The organism is Romboutsia sp. CE17, from assembly GCF_012317385.1.
Lineage (GTDB): Bacteria > Bacillota > Clostridia > Peptostreptococcales > Peptostreptococcaceae > Romboutsia_E.
Genome location: NZ_CP051144.1, coordinates 259820 through 277764, shown reverse-complemented (window position 1 = coordinate 277764; position 17945 = coordinate 259820). Strand labels below are relative to the sequence as shown.

15 protein-coding genes and 1 riboswitch are annotated in these 17945 nt (G+C 25.9%); of the genes, 5 read left to right on the top strand and 10 right to left on the bottom strand.

Annotation, left to right across the window (positions count from 1 at the left end):
• The first annotated feature begins 102 nt into the window (after positions 1-102).
• The 3 genes from HF520_RS01410 (at position 103) to HF520_RS01400 (ending at position 2128) form a co-directional block, all read left to right on the top strand.
• On the top strand, positions 103-948 hold the full coding sequence (locus tag HF520_RS01410) for an aldo/keto reductase (protein WP_168572330.1): 846 nt from the start codon (positions 103-105) through the stop codon (positions 946-948).
• Between the two features lie 177 nt (positions 949-1125).
• Positions 1126-1341 (top strand): helix-turn-helix transcriptional regulator, encoded by a 216-nt coding sequence (locus HF520_RS01405; protein WP_168572329.1) that lies wholly within the window; start codon positions 1126-1128, stop codon positions 1339-1341.
• Entirely contained in the window at positions 1334-2128 is a 795-nt protein-coding gene (locus tag HF520_RS01400; RefSeq protein WP_168572328.1) for a DUF3169 family protein, read from the top strand. Before HF520_RS01405 ends, HF520_RS01400 begins: the two co-directional genes overlap by 8 nt.
• A gap of 72 nt (positions 2129-2200) precedes the next feature.
• Here HF520_RS01400 and HF520_RS01395 read toward each other — a convergent pair whose 3' ends face one another.
• Positions 2201-4375 carry a sensor domain-containing phosphodiesterase gene (locus HF520_RS01395; RefSeq protein WP_168572327.1) on the bottom strand — a complete coding sequence of 725 codons (2175 nt, stop codon included), beginning with the start codon at positions 4373-4375 and terminating at the stop codon, positions 2201-2203.
• Positions 4376-4584: 209 nt separating this feature from the next.
• Positions 4585-5178 (bottom strand): TetR/AcrR family transcriptional regulator, encoded by a 594-nt coding sequence (locus HF520_RS01390; protein WP_168572326.1) that lies wholly within the window; start codon positions 5176-5178, stop codon positions 4585-4587.
• A gap of 128 nt (positions 5179-5306) precedes the next feature.
• Here HF520_RS01390 and HF520_RS01385 point away from each other — a divergent pair, with 128 nt between their 5' ends.
• Complete coding sequence (locus HF520_RS01385) at positions 5307-6785, top strand: phytoene desaturase family protein (RefSeq protein ID WP_168572325.1); 1479 nt, start codon at positions 5307-5309, stop codon at positions 6783-6785.
• A 65-nt stretch (positions 6786-6850) separates the two neighbouring features.
• Here the strand turns inward: HF520_RS01385 and HF520_RS01380 are convergent, their stop codons facing one another.
• The 8 genes from HF520_RS01380 to HF520_RS01345 form a co-directional block, all read right to left on the bottom strand.
• Complete coding sequence (locus HF520_RS01380) at positions 6851-8131, bottom strand: GGDEF domain-containing protein (RefSeq protein ID WP_168572324.1); 1281 nt, start codon at positions 8129-8131, stop codon at positions 6851-6853.
• 3 nt (positions 8132-8134) lie between these two features.
• Positions 8135-8743, bottom strand: a complete 609-nt coding sequence (locus tag HF520_RS01375; protein WP_168572323.1) for a hypothetical protein — start codon at positions 8741-8743, stop codon at positions 8135-8137.
• A gap of 429 nt (positions 8744-9172) precedes the next feature.
• Entirely contained in the window at positions 9173-10375 is a 1203-nt protein-coding gene (locus tag HF520_RS15195; protein WP_243155172.1) for a DNA/RNA non-specific endonuclease, read from the bottom strand.
• A gap of 456 nt (positions 10376-10831) precedes the next feature.
• Positions 10832-11146 carry a flavodoxin family protein gene (locus HF520_RS01365; RefSeq protein WP_168572322.1) on the bottom strand — a complete coding sequence of 105 codons (315 nt, stop codon included), beginning with the start codon at positions 11144-11146 and terminating at the stop codon, positions 10832-10834.
• A gap of 260 nt (positions 11147-11406) precedes the next feature.
• Positions 11407-13500, bottom strand: coding sequence for a vWA domain-containing protein (locus HF520_RS01360; protein WP_168572321.1), 2094 nt, complete (start codon positions 13498-13500; stop codon positions 11407-11409).
• Between the two features lie 5 nt (positions 13501-13505).
• On the bottom strand, positions 13506-15152 hold the full coding sequence (locus tag HF520_RS01355; protein WP_243155171.1) for an AAA family ATPase: 1647 nt from the start codon (positions 15150-15152) through the stop codon (positions 13506-13508).
• Positions 15153-15172: 20 nt separating this feature from the next.
• The gene (locus tag HF520_RS01350) at positions 15173-15619 is read right to left on the bottom strand and encodes a DUF6530 family protein (RefSeq protein ID WP_168572320.1); all 447 of its coding nucleotides are present in this window, start codon (positions 15617-15619) and stop codon (positions 15173-15175) included.
• Between the two features lie 2 nt (positions 15620-15621).
• Entirely contained in the window at positions 15622-15972 is a 351-nt protein-coding gene (locus HF520_RS01345) for a GIY-YIG nuclease family protein (RefSeq protein WP_168572319.1), read from the bottom strand.
• Between the two features lie 303 nt (positions 15973-16275).
• Positions 16276-16452: riboswitch (Lysine riboswitch) on the top strand.
• A gap of 99 nt (positions 16453-16551) precedes the next feature.
• On the opposite strand from HF520_RS01345, the gene HF520_RS01340 reads away from it, so the two are divergent.
• Positions 16552-17928: an APC family permease gene (locus tag HF520_RS01340; RefSeq protein WP_168572318.1), complete on the top strand. Its 1377-nt coding sequence runs from the start codon at positions 16552-16554 to the stop codon at positions 17926-17928.
• Positions 17929-17945: the final 17 nt, after the last annotated feature.

Here is a 17945-nt window from a genome sequence, read left to right as displayed (position 1 = left end):
CACTACAATAATTTTATCACAGCAAATTTAGTTGTGTATATGTAGTTCTGATTAATAAGATAACAAATATCAGGAAAAAATTATAATAAAGGAGAGGTTAATATGATGTATGTAGAATTAAATAACGGTGTTAAAATGCCAATTTTAGGATATGGAGTATTTCAAATCACAGATCCAAAAGAGTGTGAAAGATGTGTACTAGATGCAATAGATGTAGGTTATCGCTTAATCGATACTGCTCAGGCCTATGGAAATGAAGAAGCAGTAGGAAATGCTATTAAAAAGTGTGGCGTTCCAAGAGAAGAATTATTTATTACTACAAAAGTGTGGATTTCTAATGCTGGATATGAAAATGCAAAAAAATCTATTGAAGAATCTCTTAAAAAACTTCAATTAGATTATTTAGACTTATTATTAATCCATCAACCATTTAATGATTATTATGGAACTTATCGTGCAATGGAAGAACTACATAAGGAAGGAAAAATTAGAGCAATTGGATTAAGTAACTTCTACCCAGATAGATTAATAGACCTTATTAAATTCAATGAAGTTGTTCCTGCAGTAAATCAAGTTGAAACACATGTGTTTAATCAACAAGTAAAAGCTCAAGAAATAATGAATAAATATGGAGTTCAAATTCAAGCTTGGGCACCTTTTGCTGAAGGTAAAAATAACTTATTTAGTAATGAAACATTAAAATCAGTTGGAGATAAATATAACAAATCAGTTGCACAAGTTGCTTTAAGATATCTTATTCAAAGAGGAGTATCTGTTCTTCCAAAATCAGTTAATAAAGATAGAATGAAAGAGAACTTTAATGTGTTTGATTTTGAATTAACAGAAGAAGATATGAATTTAATTGCTAACTTAGATACAGAAAATAGTTTATTCTTCTCACATTATGATCCACAAACAGTTGAATATTTAACAAGCTTAGGAAGATAAAAAATAAGGACTTACTTCAAAGTAGGTCCTTATTTTTATTTCTATTGAATTTATTCACAATTTTATTAACTTATAATTTTAAATACAGTGCTTGACAACTATACTTGTCATGTAGTACAGTTAATTATGACAATAATAGTTGTCAAATTGACAATTAAAATAGTCAGGAGGGATCATGTGCCATTAAAGAATCGCTTAAAAGAATATAGAGCTAAGATTAATGTAAACCAAACTGAAATGGGAAAATTAGTTGGCGTATCTAGGCAGACAATTAGCCAAATTGAACGTGGAGACTATTCTCCATCAGTAACTTTAGCATTAAAAATAGCTAAGGTTTTAAATGTAAGCGTAGAAGATATTTTTAGTTATGAGGGGGATGATATCAATGAGTAATAATCATGTAAATGAAGTAAAAAAAGAGGATAAAAAAGCTTTTAAAAAATTTATTATTGTACTAATTATTTCTGCAATTGTAGGCGGGATTATGGGATTTATGTCAGTATATTTAAAAGATACTTTAGGTAGCGTTATATCTACTTCACTTATAAATATATTTGAAGTAATTACACCATTTGCTAGTCTTGTACTTTCAATTCTAATAATAATTGTAAGTACAATTATTTATAATAAATCAAAAAAAGAATTTATGCTATGGAGCGAAACAAATGAAGATGATGATAAAATAGATAAAGTTGAAGAAAATTTATCTTATATTCTTTTATTTACATCTGTAAATACTATTCTTGGATTTTTCTTCTTGGGATTAGGGTATATGTTATTACCATTTGATAATACACATGGAAGTCTTAGTGTTGTTAAGACTATTTTATTTATTTTAGGATTTATATTATGTATGTCATCTTCTATGTTAATTCAAAATAAAGTAATTAATTTAACAAAAGAAATTAATCCTTTGCTAAAGGGAAGTATATATGATTTTAAATTTAATAAGAAGTGGGTAGATAGCTGTGATGAAGCTTTAAAATTAGGTATATATAAAAGTTCTTTCAGCGCATATCTTGCTGTGTCAAATACATGTGTTATACTTTGGATAATCTGTATTATAGGGCATGATTTATGGGATTTTGGGATTATGCCTATGGTAATGGTTACAATTATATGGTTGGTTCAAACTATTTCTTATAGTATAGAATCAATTCGCTGTTCTAAGTCAAAATAAAAAAGCGTATCACTTACTTGTGATACGCTTTTTTATTTTTTATATAACTTTACTAAATTTCTAATTATTATTTTAAATAAGTTTTGAGAAATTCTCTGAATCCATTGGTTTATTAAAATAATATCCTTGGAACATATCACAGTTACAATCTGAAAGGAATCTATATTGTTCTTCGCTTTCAATACCTTCTGCAACTGTAGCCATACCTAAACTATTAGCCAAATTAATAGTATATTTAATTATGTTTTCCCACTTTTCTTCCCCTATACCATCAATAAAGCTTTTATCTATTTTTAAAATATCAAAATTAACATAAGAAATAGCTTTTATAGAAGAGTAACCAACTCCAAAATCATCTACTGACACTAAATATCCTCTTTCATGTAAAAGAGAAACTATATCTTTTAACTTCTCTTCATTTCCAGCTAAGGAGCTTTCTGTTATTTCAAAATGGATTAAGTCTTTAGGAACTTTATATTTATCAATATATTTTTCTAAGCTATAAATAAAATTAGCTTTATTTAAGTAGCTCCTAGATAAGTTAAGAGCAATAGGTACTACATTTTTATTGTCATTAATCCATCTTCTTATATTTTTACAGACATCCTCAAATACAAGTTCATCAATGTCTTTTATTAAACCATTTGCTTCACACATAGGTACAAATATATATGGGGATATTATACTTCCATATTTATACCATCTCACTAGTGCCTCAGCCCCTATTAAAGTTTTACCATCTTTCCCGTATTTAGGCTGAAACCATGCTTTGAACTCTTTATTTTTAATTCCATTTTTAATATCTTCTTCTAGTCTTATCTTATTAATTTCACTTTTGTGCATTGATTTATTATAATACATCATGTTCTTATTATTGTTGTGATTGTTGTTTAATGTTTCTTTTGCAATACTAACATATGAGCTCATTTCTTCATAAGAAGTATTAGACTTATCAACTAAGTAAATACCCATTATAAATTTTATATTATCATTTATTTTAGAAAAATCTATTTTTTCTAATCTTTGAGTAAGTTCTTTAACACTAGTATATTTCATAAGTAATTTATATTCACCAAAATAACTGTGTACTATAATTTCTTCTTTATTCAATATGTTATATAAATATGAATATACCTCTTTTAATAAAAATTCAGTATTCTTAAGACCTATCATAGTAACTATGTTTTTAATGTTAATAATTTCCAAACTAATAAAGGCAAAATCATCTTTTTTATTTATATACTTATATATATTATTCTTAAGAAATACATCATTTTTACCTTGTGTTATAGCGTCCGTATAAGCTATATCTTTTAGTTTGCTATAACTTGTTTTTTCTTTTTTAAAAACTATAATAAATATACCACTTATCAATAAAATCATTACAAAATTAAATAATGTTATGGTCTTCATAATAGTATAAGAATAAACTTTGATTGAATTATTAGGAATAAGACTCATTACCCACCAATCACTATAATCTAATTTGGCATAATACATAAAACTATCTTCATGATTAAATTTCAGTTTAACTTTACCTTTATCTGTATTTTTAAAATCCATTTGAATGATTTCTAAAGATTCATCATTTATTATTTCAAATAAATTAAAATTATCTGAATTTGATGTTATATGCGCTTTAGAAGCTACTACATCTCCTTCAGAATTTATTATAAAAATATCTCCTAGTTCACTCATAGTATCTATATTAAGTTCTTCATAAAAGTCATCTGTTAATATAGATGCCCATAAAATAGCTATAACTTTATTATCTTTAAATACAGGAACACTAAAAAAATTAGTTCTTTTTCCATCTAATTTTGAGGAAACTATACTACTAGTGTACCTCTTCCCATTCATAGAAGCTTTAAAATAATCCATATCTGAAATATCTACAATTTCACCATTATTACAATATGATGTACCATTAGGAGTTGCAATAGCCAACCTTCTTAGTTTATTATCTTCTACTATAGAATCAAAAGATTTAGTTATGTTTTGTGGATTACTTAAATCTTCATTTGAAATATTATCAGATATAGTTTCTAAAATAGTAAATTTCTTTTCTATAGTACTATTTATATTTATTCTACTTTCAATTGATAAACTTTCAATTAATTCTAATGCTCGATTTTCTAATTTCTTAGATGCATATTTATTAAAAAACATTATAAGCAGAATACTAAAAATCCATAAAATTAAAATAAGAATAGTTTTTATACTGAATTTTTTATTTAAATCTGTCATAATGCCTCCTTAAAAATAAATTCAATTAAAAATAGTCTCTATATTAATTTCATTTTTAGCTATAAATTTTCTTGATACATCTATAAGATTTTCCAATATATATTTTACTATAAACCTAAATTTATTAAATACTTTTTTTATAAAAAATAATCTATTCATTAATAATTTATTGCTATATTCATTTAGTTGCCAATAATAAAATATATAAATTAATCTAGTTTTAATTTATTTCTAAGGATCTTATCTAGTAAAATATCATAATCACAATCAAGTACTATATTTTTATTAGCAACAAGCACCGATACTCCTTGAACTACGCTCCACATTGTTATTATATTTAAAGTATATTCTTCTTTTTCTATTCCATAGCATTCAAACATTTTTATTGCATTATCTTTAAATATATTAAATGATTTACTATTGCTATTTAATATATCACCATCTACCATTTTTGCTGAAAATAAACTATCATTAAACATTAAAAACTTAAGATAATTAGAATTCTCTACCATAAATTTAATATAGCTTTTTCCTATTTCTATCATTAAATCTTTAGGATTCAATGATTTATCCAAAGAATTTATAATACTGTTATCAAATTCACTTATTACATAATTAGATATTTCATTAATTAAGTCATGTTTATCTTTAAAATGTTTATAAGGAGCTGTATGAGATACATCGCACATAGCGGCTATTTTTCTTAAAGAAAAACCATCTGTACCTTTTTCATTTAAAAGTTCTAACCCTTTTAAAATCATCTGTTTTTTTAAATCACCATGATGATAGTTTTTTATACTCATTTTTTCTCCTCTTTTCTCTATCTATATTCTATTATTATATCAAAATTATTATATTATAACTTTGTATATTTTTTGTGATATAATATGTTTACAGTGTAAACATTATTTTATAAGGAGATTTGACAACAATGGATTTTGATGTAATAGTTTTAGGCTCTGGAATAGGAGGATTAACTTGTGCTAGTAGATTATCCAAGTTAGGCTTTAAGGTTGGTGTGTTTGAAAAACACTATATTCCAGGAGGATACGCTACAAATTTCAAACGACGTGGATATAATTTTGATGTTTCTTTACATGGGATAGGTGCTTTAGATGAAGGCGGAAATACCCATAATATTTTAAATCACTGTGGAGTTCTAGATAAAATAACTCCAATAAAAAATGATATTGCATATAGTGTTTCATATAAAGGTAAATTAATTGATATACCTAATGATTTGTCTTTATATAAAAACTTACTATTTGAACTTTTTCCAAATGAAATTAAAAATATAGAGAAATTATTTAAAGATATAACTAAGTTTAACCGTGGCTTTGAAAAATTTATTTTAGATAAAAATTCTTCTATATTAAAAAAAATTAATATAGACTGCTTAACATTTATTAAGTGGAGTGAAAAAACTACAGATGAAGTAGTTAGAAGTTATGTTGATAATGATGATTTCGTATATATATTTACTTCTTTGTGGCCATATTATGGATTACCTCCAAAACAGTTATCAGCACTATATTATTTTATACCTTGGATATCATATCATATGTATGGAAAATATTATATAAAAGGTGGAGCTCAGAAATTATCCGATTCCATGGTAGAAGTAATAACTGAAAACGGTGGTTCTGTAAATTTAAGATCCGAGGTTACTTCAATAAACATTGAAGATAATAAAGCTAAAAGTATAACTTTAAAAAATGGTGAAGTTTTTACTACAAAATATATAGTATCAAATATAAATCCAATAGATACATTTAATATGACAAAAAACTATACAGTTCCTACAAAATATAAAAATAAAATATCTTCTCCTACCATCGGTTGTAGCCTAAGTCAATTATATATAGGATTAGATTGTAATCCAAAGGAATTAAATATTCCGGTTGAAGAAGTTTTCTATTTTGATGCTGGTACTCCTGAAGAAGATTATGAATTATCTATAAAAGCAAATTATAAAGAATGTGGTATCTTAGTTACAAATTATAGTAGCATGGATGAATCACTAAATGAATACAATAAAGGTGTTATAACAGTTACCCTTATAGATAATTATGCTCATTGGTCAAAGGATAGATCTGAATATGCTATGCAAAAAGAAAGTCTTACAAATATTCTTATTGATAGATTAGAAGAAAAGTTTCCTGGAATAAAGAGCCATATAAAAGTAACTGAACTAGGAACTCCAAGGACTATGGAAAGATATACAAATAATCCAAATGGTGCTGTATATGGATATTCTCAAACTATAAAACAGGCTGGTCGATACAGATTATCTACTGATACACCTATTGAAAATCTTTTTTTAGTTGGAGCATGGGTTAACCCTGGAGGAGGATATGAAGGTAGTATATCTTCAGGTATGATGGTAGCTCAACATATATTTAATAAATAACAAAAGAAAAGACTACATTGAACATCACTTCAATGTAGTCTTTATATATTAATATTACAGTCAATTTATGATGTAACCTTATTTTTCCCAGTCTTTTTAGATACGTATAGTTTTTCATCTGCCTTCTTAAATGTGTTACTTCCGTTAGCATCTGAATGTGCTACTCCTATACTTAATGTAGTAACTATATCCTCTTTCCAATGTAGGGATTCAACCTTAGCTCTAATATTTTCAGCTAACTGTAATACTTCTTCTCTAGATTTATCTTGAACAATTACTACAAACTCTTCACCACCATATCTAAATAAAGAACTTTGTTCATCTAATAATGGCTGAATTGCCTTGCAAGTATTAATTAAAACAATATCTCCTAGATCATGTCCAAAATTATCATTTATACTCTTAAAATTATCTAAATCTAAAATTATAATAGAAAATAATTTATTTTTGCTTAGTAACCTTTTGTTAGTTATATCAAAATGTCTTCTATTATATGCATTAACTAAAACATCTTGCTTGCTGTTTATCTTTATATTTTTAATTTTATTAAATAGTATTCGTATAATTAACCCTCCTGCTACTATTAAAATTATAATTAATCTATAATATTTTGATATGGATTTATTTTTTTCTATTAGTTCATTTTCATTATTAATTTTATCTAAAATGTAAAATGTATAATCTCCATATCGCTCATCTTCTTGATTTTCTCTTAATTCCATTAACATCCTATAATAGTCATTTTTCTTGCTATCATCATTTTCTACTCTTATTAAGTTTTCTAAAATTTGCTCTATTATATATTTATTATCTTTATTTTTATCTAACATTGACTCATAAAGTTTAATTGCATCTTCATATTGATTACTCTCTTCATAAAACTGTCCTAATGCTAATGAATAAGAAATATCTTTTCCAACATAGTAATCTTCTTTATCAATTTCTTGTAAATACTTAGCGTTATTTAAATATTCTTTTGCTAACTTTAAGTCACCTTCCATTATAGCAATCCTTGCATCCATATTAGCTTTTAATATTTCTATATCACGATAAGTTTCAATTGGCATACTATCTTTATAATTAGATATCTTCTCTGAAACTAGCTTAGCATTCTTATAATCACCATTAGTAAGATATAACTCACCAAGAGTTAGTAATCCATAAGTTTTTATGTCTGCATCTTTAAATTCATCTTCTATTTCAATAGATAACGATTTTTTTATTAACTCAATACCAGTCTCTATTCCTCCTAGTCTTTTAAACAACTGTGCTAATTCAATTAATCCTTCTGATGTTTCTTCATTTAAGTTTTGCTGATTTGCTATAATTATTGATTTAATTGACACTTCTTATGCTAGTGCATAATTATTAATATAAAGATATAAGTACCTTAACTCGTCATATATTTTTAGCTTAATTCTATCTGTTATATATTCATTGTCTTGTAAGTCTTCTAATATTTCAATTGAAATAGATTTATCATTAGCTTCAGATGATATCATTTCTAAAAAATAAACTATTTCATCTTCATTATTCTTAAACTGGCTTCTTTTTATTTGATTGAATATATCTATAATTAGTTCTTTAGCCTCAGTAGCTTTATTATTTTCTAAATAATATTTATATAGAAGTTTTCCTCCTAAAATTTTAGAGTTTAAATATTTACTTTCATATATATTAGTTTTTATATTTTCCTCTTCTTCTTGACTGATTATATTATCTACATATTTAATATATGTATCTATGATAAACTTATCTGATTTTGCTCCATTTTCATATAAAAACTCTTTATATTCATATAAAGACTCAGAACTTATTTTTTCAGTCGATTCATAATCTTTTTTAAACTTTTTTATAATTTCTGTATAACTAGCATCTGTATTACTTTTTAAAAAAATGTCTTTTGAAATTATAAAACTTAATATAATAAAAATAACAATCAAATATTTCTTTAACATAAAATTCTCCTTTTATTATAAAATTTTAAAAATAGACCGTAGAATCTATATTATCAAAAATATTTTCAAAAATAAATATTTTCATTTTTCTAATTTACGATAGTTATTGCTAGTTTATATTTTGTGTTAGTTTTATTGTATTATAGGACATGATTTATTAGTTCATTTCATCCCTCTATTTGGTAGATTTTCTAAATCGACAACTTGTCCAATTAGGATTTTTTATCTAAAGTAATCTTTTAATAAATTCAGAATCATAATATAAGGCTATGTTTTAATATAGTGTTGATATTAGAATCAATTTTAATAACAAAAAAGTAGGTGTATTCCTATATTGATATACTCCTACTTTTTTGTTCGCATTATATTAATATTATTCAATTTAATTAATAACCATTAGAATAATGTATGTATTATCTATATCTTATACTAATGACATCTATCGCATGGATCATGCTTACCACTTTCTTGGATTGTACCTTCTAAAATAGTTTTACTTCTTGATAAAGTAGAACAATTTTTTGTAGTATGATAGCTTTTTCCATTCGGTGTCCAGTACACTATTTCTGAACTATTAGCACTACTTTGGCTTTCATTTGTAGAATTATTATTTGTATTTGAATTATTTGTAGTATTACTAACTTTAGAGCTAGTATTACTCGAATTATTAGTTGATGTATTGGATTTTGAGCTAGAATTATATTCATCTGGATTTATATTATCAAATTCATCTTTGACTACATTTCCATTAATAGTATACGTATAACTATAATGACTTGGTATCTGAGTTTTTGTATTTGGATAAGTTATTATAGCAACAAAATCTGTACAACCTCCAGCATCTCTTATAACTTTCTCCATATAAGCTTGGTCGCCATGCCTATTAAGTGTACTATTTTGAGGTGTTATATTATATGCATTAGAAACACCACCAAGTGAATCTGCTATAATATGTCCCTCATCTAAATCACTTCTTTCAACTCCAGGTACTTTTGCTTCATCAGAATAATATCTCCCCTTTGAATTAACAGGTTCTGTTGAATCATCCTGTAATATAATTTGTTTAGCTACCACTTTAACTAATTGTCCATATTCATTAGTGAATGCCCAATATTCTCTATCACCAAAGCCTATATCTACTACAACATTAGGTTCTCTATGTCCTGATAAATTTCCACCATCAACTTCTATTACTTTATATCCAGCAAATATATCTTCTGTATTATTTGAGATTGATTCCGTTGTTGTAATATGAGAAATTTCTGTATTTTCCTCATTTATATTTTCATTTGAAGAATCTTCATTTTCATCAACTTCTTTATCTGTTTTTGATTCTTCTGTATTTTCGATTGATGCGTTTTGATTATCGTTGGCATTTATAGTATTTACATTGGAATCCATACTCATTCCAAAAATCAAGAATGTTACTGCTATAGCTCCAACTAAACTCAAATAATACTTAATCGGTTTTACTGTAAAATTTTTATTTAAGTAATTCATACTTGCAGGTGCAATAACTAAACCTACGACTGCTAAAAATGGTGAATCTATAGCAATAGCTAAAATTAATATACTTAAATAAGCAGCTATAGATCCAATGATGATATTGATTTTTGTTTTAAAATTTTTCATTATTTATAAGTCCTCCTAAATATTTTTTCTAAGCTCTTAGCTAATCCCCCTCACTTTTACTATTTTTATTATAATTTTTTATATATTTTATATGCAACATTTTTACAAAATCTTTTAATGTTTGACAAAATAAAAAGCTAGTAAACAAGATTGTACCTGCTTACTAGCCTTGATAAATATTAAAATTTTATTATTATAATTCTATTAATTTTTAATATCTAACACAATCTGAGTTCACGACGGGGGTATTCTCCATAACAAGAACTATCCCCACACTCAAAACCAAAGAATCTTTATGAATTCCTTCTATCCCTATCTTTTATAGATTTTCTAAATTGACAATTTGTCCAATTAGGATTTTTTCTTTGGACTTTTATTTATCGCAATAATTTTCATTTTCCTTATCCTGTGTTATTTTTATGTTTTTGATTTACTTTCCTGTGAATACTGCTATAATTATAGTGGATATAATCTATCTACTAACATTTTTATATGTCCCGCTACTTGATACATGTACAAAGGTGAGCTAAATATGACTACATTTGCATCTTTTATGTCATCTATAATATTTTTCATATCATCTTTTAAACAACATGAATCATTTCTTCTACAATAGTAACATCCCCTACAAGGTTTAATATCCATATCAACTACATTGTATCTCGATATTTCTACATCATCACTAGATACACCTTTTAGTATTTCGTTAATAATACTTGCAGTATTTCCATTCTTTCTACCACTCCCATAAAAAGCTACTATTTTATTCATACTAAACCTCCCAATTACATTTTAAAATTAATCAATTTATATTGTTTATTATATATAACAATTCTAAAATTAAAAGTAGTAATCTTTTTATTACTTAGTACTAAAAACTAGACTATTACGTAATACAGGCTTTCTATGAAGAATAAAAATAATCCTCGACAACACATTTATGTATTATCGAGGATTTCAATGATGTAGACGATTCACAAAAATAATATCCACTGTTATATTCATATATTAAATTATTATTCTATCATTAACTATAATAAATTCTTTAATATCATAGAAATTCTATTAGGCAATTCATTTATATTAGATATATCTAAAAATTTATTTTGTCCATAAATATCTTTTATTACATCTCTATCATTTCCAATTGCAGCTACAAAGAAATTTATACCTTTTCTTGAATATTCTGATATAACACTTTTTAAATCTTCCTTTGCAAGTTCATCTTTATAATTTGGTTTTGCAAGTGGCTTTCCATCACTTATAATAAACAATACTTTAATATCTGCATCAACTTTTAATAATTTCTCCGCTACATATTTTATAGATACTCCATCTCTATTATTACCCTTTGGACTTATTTGCATCATTCTATAACAATCGTCTTTATCTTGATTATCAAAATCAGAATAAGAGTATATTGATACATCTTCTGTATTATTTATATCTGCTGTATCTCCATAAATACCTATTGGTATGCTACACTTTTTACAAAATTCCCATATTAAAATAGCTGTTGCCTGAGCCATTTCAATACGATTATTGGCTTTCATAGATCCAGATTCATCAATTCGCATAGCTACTGCCATTGATGGAGATTCATTTGGCGGATTTTTTTTACTAAAATATCGATAGTCCTTTTTTGATACATTAGAAGCTTCGAATTTAGTTCCATAATATCTATTTTTACTATATTGAGTGGATACTTCATTCTTTAGAAATGGCAATACTCTATTAGCTAGTTCATTAGCTGCTTTAATATATTTTTTATTATTTTCTATATAATTTAATTTATCTTCATAAGTAAATTCTGGTCTATGAACTTTTATTCTAATATTTTTATGAATGCCTCCATATGAAATTAATTTTGAATCACTCTTTTGTTCATTTTCACTTTCTTTTATATTTCTTAATTTCATAATTCCTTTTCCAAAGGAATTGTTATTATATACTCCGTCAAATAATTCATCATTTGCTTTATTTACTAAATCATCACTTTTATTATCTTCTTTGCTAGATTTTCTTAGCTTTATGGCATCTTTATCTTTTGCCATAGTACTTTTATGTGAGGTACTTTTATCAGAATTTATTTTCATAATATCTTCATTTTCTGATTTTACTAAATCCTTTTTAATCTGCTCTTTTGTAGTTTTATTTTTTATAATTTTACCTATATCACCCTTTGTATCGCTCTTGCCTATTGTTGATGTTGCCTTGCTATTTTCATTAAGATTTTCTTCTATTTCAAGTGATATCAATGGTTTTATATGGTCTATTTCTTCTTTATATACATCATCAAATACTTCTAAGTATTCTTCTATTTCATCCCATAAAATAATACTTATTTTATAAATCTTATCTATTACTTTAATTTCATCTTCTTCATAAATGGATTCATCTATTTCTTTTTTGATTTTCTCAATATTTTTTATATGATAATCTGAGATACCTTTAAATTTTCCAAATTTAATATAGCAAATTATTTGATTTATTAAGGCATTAAATTTGTTATTCTCAGTTAAATCTATTTCAAATGAATTAATGCTATTATATTGAGTATCCCTCAATTCATTAAGTCCATCAATTAATCGACCATAGTTAGATAAGTATTTATATATAGACTCCTCCACACGACTATCTTCTATAATATCATATATAAAAAGTAATAAAGAGCATAACTTACCTGACTTCTTAGGATTATTTATATAGTTTTGAAATTTTATCATATTTTCATGTAGTTCTTCATCATTAAACTCTAATGAATTTCTATACAAATTTCCATTTAAAATAGATTCTTCATAAATATCCCTTATAGTGAAATCTGTAAATAATCTATGACCAATTTCATGAACATAATACCCTAGGGTTAATTTTAGTTTATTGCCCTTACTTATATTTTTTGAACCTAAATTTATATAAATAGTATCATTCTTTATATAAGATACATCATCTATATTTTTATCCATTAAGAATTTTAATTTATCTTGTTTCAAATTATGCTTTTCGTATAATTTTTTTGATGTGCTCTTTATATATTCCTCAAATTCTTTAGATTTTAAGATATTATTATCTTCTAAATCTAATTTATTTTCTCTTACTAATTTTATAATACTATCTAAATCCATAGAAATTACCTCCTACTTTGAGTTTCAATGAATAAAGAAGTATTATTTTCAACGGCTTCCTCCAAGATTCTTATTTCATCAGGGTTTGTAGTTATTTTATATATTACTTTATAGTACATAGATTCTCTTATATCTTCTCCATTTTTTATTGCATCAACCCAGAAAAATAAAGAACGCATTCCTGCTACTCCATGTATAGCATTAGCTGTTGCACATTCATCTAAAGCTATAATAGCATCTACTAATTTAGAAACTAACTCAACATTATCAAATCCTGTTTTTGCAATAGCTCTTTCTATCATAACTTCTCTTTCTGGTAAATCCATTTTCTCTGAATGTTGTATTCTATCTCTTAAAGCTTCATTAAGTGGTCTACATCCAATATAATTTCTATTAGTTGTAATAACAGCCACAAAATCTGGATGTCTTTTTACAACTCCTGTTGGTAAATTTATAGTACCATCTGGCTCTAGTGCTGAGTTTAGTATCATTAGTACTGCTGCATCACGAATTACAGTAGGCTCTTGTATCTCTAATAAATAACCTTCTGTAAATGCCCTTACTATTTCTGATGGGAAGTATTTATACTCAATCTCTTTATTAGAATCATTTTTTTCTTCATTAGCAACAGGAAGTATAGATCCTAATACGTCTGATTTATCCATATCTGAAAAACAAGTTATCTTAGTATAAGGTAGTCCCAAATTACTGGATAATGCCTTTGCCATTTGAGTTTTTCCAGAACCAGCATCACCTTCAAGAAGAATATTGGCTATTTTCATATCACCCTTATTCCAATTGCGTTTTATTTCTTTACATATTCTTCTTTCAATTTTTGATACTCTATGGGAATCTGGTAATTTTATAATTTGACTTTTTTCATACTCAGTTAATTCCCTAGATAAGTTTAATGTAAATTCTCCAGGCTCTATCTTTAAACATTCTATTTGTTTTTTCTCTTCTTTTATTTCTTTAACTACTTTAAATTCTCCATGTAATAATTTTGTATATGCTATTTTTTTATTCTCTATATCCTCTAGACTTATTTTTTCTAAAGGAGCTCCTTCTGGTACAAGTAACTTTAAGTCGCCTTTTAATACTCTACGATATACATTATCACATAAAGTTGCCATTAACTTTATTGATAATTCATCTAAATTATCCTTTTCTTCTATGTGAAGTTTATACTCATTAAATATACTTAATGCTTCATTATCTTTTAATATTTCAGGCATCATAGCTAAAAATAATATACTTCCCTTTTCTCCTTTAGAATTTCTAGGATTTCTTAATTTATATTCATTGTATATATTATTTTTAGTATCATAATTACATGCTAAACATTTTCCGCTTAATTTATTGTAAAATAGAATTTGTATTATATCTTCATTCTTACCTTGTAATTCTACACATATATTATCTTCAATTAATCCAATAGCTCCTATCTTACTTTTATTAGCAAGTAAATCTATATATTTATGTGTTGATTTTATTATAGAATCTATTAGGATTGATTGTCCTTTTCCAAATCCTCCATCTGGAGAATACTTACTTGAAGTATTAACATTCTTACTGCTTAAAGTATTAAATGGTTTTTCTTCAAGCTTATACTCTCTTCCCCAAATGGGAGATATGCTGCTTATCTTTCTCATAAATATTCTCCTTTTTTAATTTAATATCCTAATTCCTCTAATATTTCTGATAGTACTCTAAATCTTTCTCCAAGTAATTCTCCCTGATTACTAAATTCATCTGCTAAATCAATTATATCTTTATCTAGGTTTTCGTTATCTTCACATATTTTAATATTCATAGCATCGCCTTGAAGTCCAACACGGCTAATAGTTAAATTATTTTCATCATAAAATTTAGGCATTCTATAAGCTTCTTTAAAATATAGACTAGCTTCACATAATAAAATTGCCATATCTAAAATTCTATTTACAGGTATTTCATCAAATCCATTATCTGATTTTAAAAGCTTTGCTATTATTTCAAGTCTTTTGTTATCTATATTTTTCTTAACTCCTATGTCTATTTTCTCTATATCTGAATTAGATGTTCTATATCCATCTACTTTTTTGTAATTGTCACATGTTATAACTGGTTTAAATTCCATTTTTATATTTCCTCCACATTCACATCTTTAAATTTATCTTTACACATTTCTAATAATATTTTTAAATCTTCACTATAATCCACTTTACTTTCATCTTTGTCATAAGGAAGTATTTCTACTACCTTAATTTCAAAGTTTTCTTCTTTGTTTTCTTTCCAATCTTTTTGCAGCTTTTTGCATCTATGATTATTTGAATTTAATTTAAATCTATCACCATTTATAGTTGCCTTTATATTTTTGTCACAACCTAAGTAAACAGTATTTGTTTTTAGGGATTTGAACATATATACTCCCATATCTGGTTTCATTTCTTTGAAATGTTGTAATAGTTCTTTTCTTCTTTGTCTATCCATAGTAATTCTCCTTTTTTGTATAAGTATCGATTATTTTTATTGTTAAAATTTATATTTATAGTACAAAATGATTTTCTAAACTTATTGATTTGTCTATATTATTACTTCTTATGTTATTTTATATTGTTTTATTTTTTTTAACAATCTACGCTCCGTAGAGTTCTAGTCTACAAAGGGTCTGCTTTTATTATTTAATAAGAAAAATTATAAATTGTAATGGAATTTATAATTTTTATGTAAAAAATAATTTTTAATATTTACGCCATCTAAAATATGATGTATGATGAATTACAAAACTAAATAAAAGAAGATAGAGGTCGCAGTATTTAAGAGTAGATTTGTGGAGGTAAGCACGAAGAAACAAATCAAAAGGAAATATTGCCGAAACATATAACTGATGCTTTAAGGTTATATAGTTGGGATTATGCAGAATATGTATAATACTGTCATAAATATTATTTATGAGGAGCTATCATGATGGATATGTTTTTTTATTTGAAATTATACTTATTTAAAATATAGTCTTGAGTGTTTAGCTCAAGGCTTTTTTTAGTTTAAAAATATTAGGGGGTTATTAGGATGAGTAATATTGAAAATTTAGAACGACCTACCACAAAAAGAACAGAATTTAAACGAGAAATTGGTGTTTTTAGTGGAGTAAGCATCATAGGTGGAATTATGATAGGGTCAGGTATATTCTACCTAGGATCTTATGTATTAGAAAGAACTAATTATAATTATGGTTTAGCCCTTCTTGCATGGGTTTTAGGTGGAGTCATATCTTTATTTGGTGGACTTTGTTTTGCTGAATTAGGTTCATCAATGCCTAGAGCTGGAGGAAGAACTGTATATCTAACAGAAGCATATCATCCATGTGTTGGGTTTTTAGCAGGATTTTCAGACTGGTTATTAGGAGGTCCTGGTTCAGTAGCAGCTTTAGCTATAGCTCTTCCAACTGTTCTTAAATCTTTTATAGGAATTAGTGATATGGGTATAAAAGTTTGTGCAATTATATTAATAATAGCTTTAACAATATATAACTGTTTTGGTGTTAAGTTATCATCAATTTTACAAAATGTATCTATGGTAGCTAAATTAATTCCAATAATTTTAATTATGGGTGGAGCATTATTTTTAGGAAAAATAACTCCAGATATATCAATAGGACAACAAACCATTTCATCAGGTAATGGAAATATTATATCTATAATTGCTTTTGCCATAGTTGCTTCACTTTGGGCATATGAAGGATGGGCAAACTTAAACTCTGTGGCAGAAGAAGTAAAAAATCCAAAGAGAGATTTACCTTTAGCAATAATCATAGGAATAGGTGGTATAACTATTTTATATACATTATTCAACTATGCTATTTATAGAGTATTACCACATGATACTGTGGTATCAATGATACAAAATGGAAATTATTATCTAGGAACAGAAGTTGCCAAGATAATATTTGGTAATGTAGGAGGAATTCTTGTTACATTAGCAATGATAATTGCAATATTTGGTTCAATGAATGGATTAATATTAGCTCAACCTCGTACATACTACGCTATGGCTGAAGAAGGTCACTTTTTCAAATGCTTCACAAAGCTACATCCAAAGTATAAAGTGCCAATAGCTCCAATAGTAGTACAATGTATTTTTTCTATAATATTGGTTTTAATGAGAAACTTAGACCAATTAACTAACTTAGTAGTATTCCAATCAATGTTATTTAATTTTTTAACAGTTTTATCAGTGCCAATATGTCGTAAAAAATTCCCTAATATTGAAAGACCTTACAAAGTTTGGTTTTATCCATTTAGTGTAATAATACTTGCTATTATATATATAGGGCTAGTTTTTAGTACATTCTTTGATGACCCAATAAATGCATTGGCAGGTTTTATAGTTCCTGCAATAGGTATATTATTCTATATGTATTTTGATAAACAAAAAAAGATAAAATAAATCACACATAGAAGTGA

Excerpts from the sequence above, each read along its gene's own strand:
- HF520_RS01410 (WP_168572330.1), top strand. The coding sequence starts at position 103 with ATGATGTATGTAGAATTAAATAACGGTGTTAAAATGCCAATTTTAGGA.
- HF520_RS01400 (WP_168572328.1), top strand. The coding sequence starts at position 1,334 with ATGAGTAATAATCATGTAAATGAAGTAAAAAAAGAGGATAAAAAAGCT.
- HF520_RS01395 (WP_168572327.1), bottom strand. The coding sequence starts at position 4,375 with ATGACAGATTTAAATAAAAAATTCAGTATAAAAACTATTCTTATTTTA.
- HF520_RS01390 (WP_168572326.1), bottom strand. The coding sequence starts at position 5,178 with ATGAGTATAAAAAACTATCATCATGGTGATTTAAAAAAACAGATGATT.
- HF520_RS01385 (WP_168572325.1), top strand. The coding sequence starts at position 5,307 with ATGGATTTTGATGTAATAGTTTTAGGCTCTGGAATAGGAGGATTAACT.
- HF520_RS01375 (WP_168572323.1), bottom strand. The coding sequence starts at position 8,743 with ATGTTAAAGAAATATTTGATTGTTATTTTTATTATATTAAGTTTTATA.
- HF520_RS15195 (WP_243155172.1), bottom strand. The coding sequence starts at position 10,375 with ATGAAAAATTTTAAAACAAAAATCAATATCATCATTGGATCTATAGCT.
- HF520_RS01365 (WP_168572322.1), bottom strand. The coding sequence starts at position 11,146 with ATGAATAAAATAGTAGCTTTTTATGGGAGTGGTAGAAAGAATGGAAAT.
- HF520_RS01360 (WP_168572321.1), bottom strand. The coding sequence starts at position 13,500 with ATGGATTTAGATAGTATTATAAAATTAGTAAGAGAAAATAAATTAGAT.
- HF520_RS01355 (WP_243155171.1), bottom strand. The coding sequence starts at position 15,152 with ATGAGAAAGATAAGCAGCATATCTCCCATTTGGGGAAGAGAGTATAAG.
- HF520_RS01350 (WP_168572320.1), bottom strand. The coding sequence starts at position 15,619 with ATGGAATTTAAACCAGTTATAACATGTGACAATTACAAAAAAGTAGAT.
- HF520_RS01345 (WP_168572319.1), bottom strand. The coding sequence starts at position 15,972 with ATGGATAGACAAAGAAGAAAAGAACTATTACAACATTTCAAAGAAATG.
- HF520_RS01340 (WP_168572318.1), top strand. The coding sequence starts at position 16,552 with ATGAGTAATATTGAAAATTTAGAACGACCTACCACAAAAAGAACAGAA.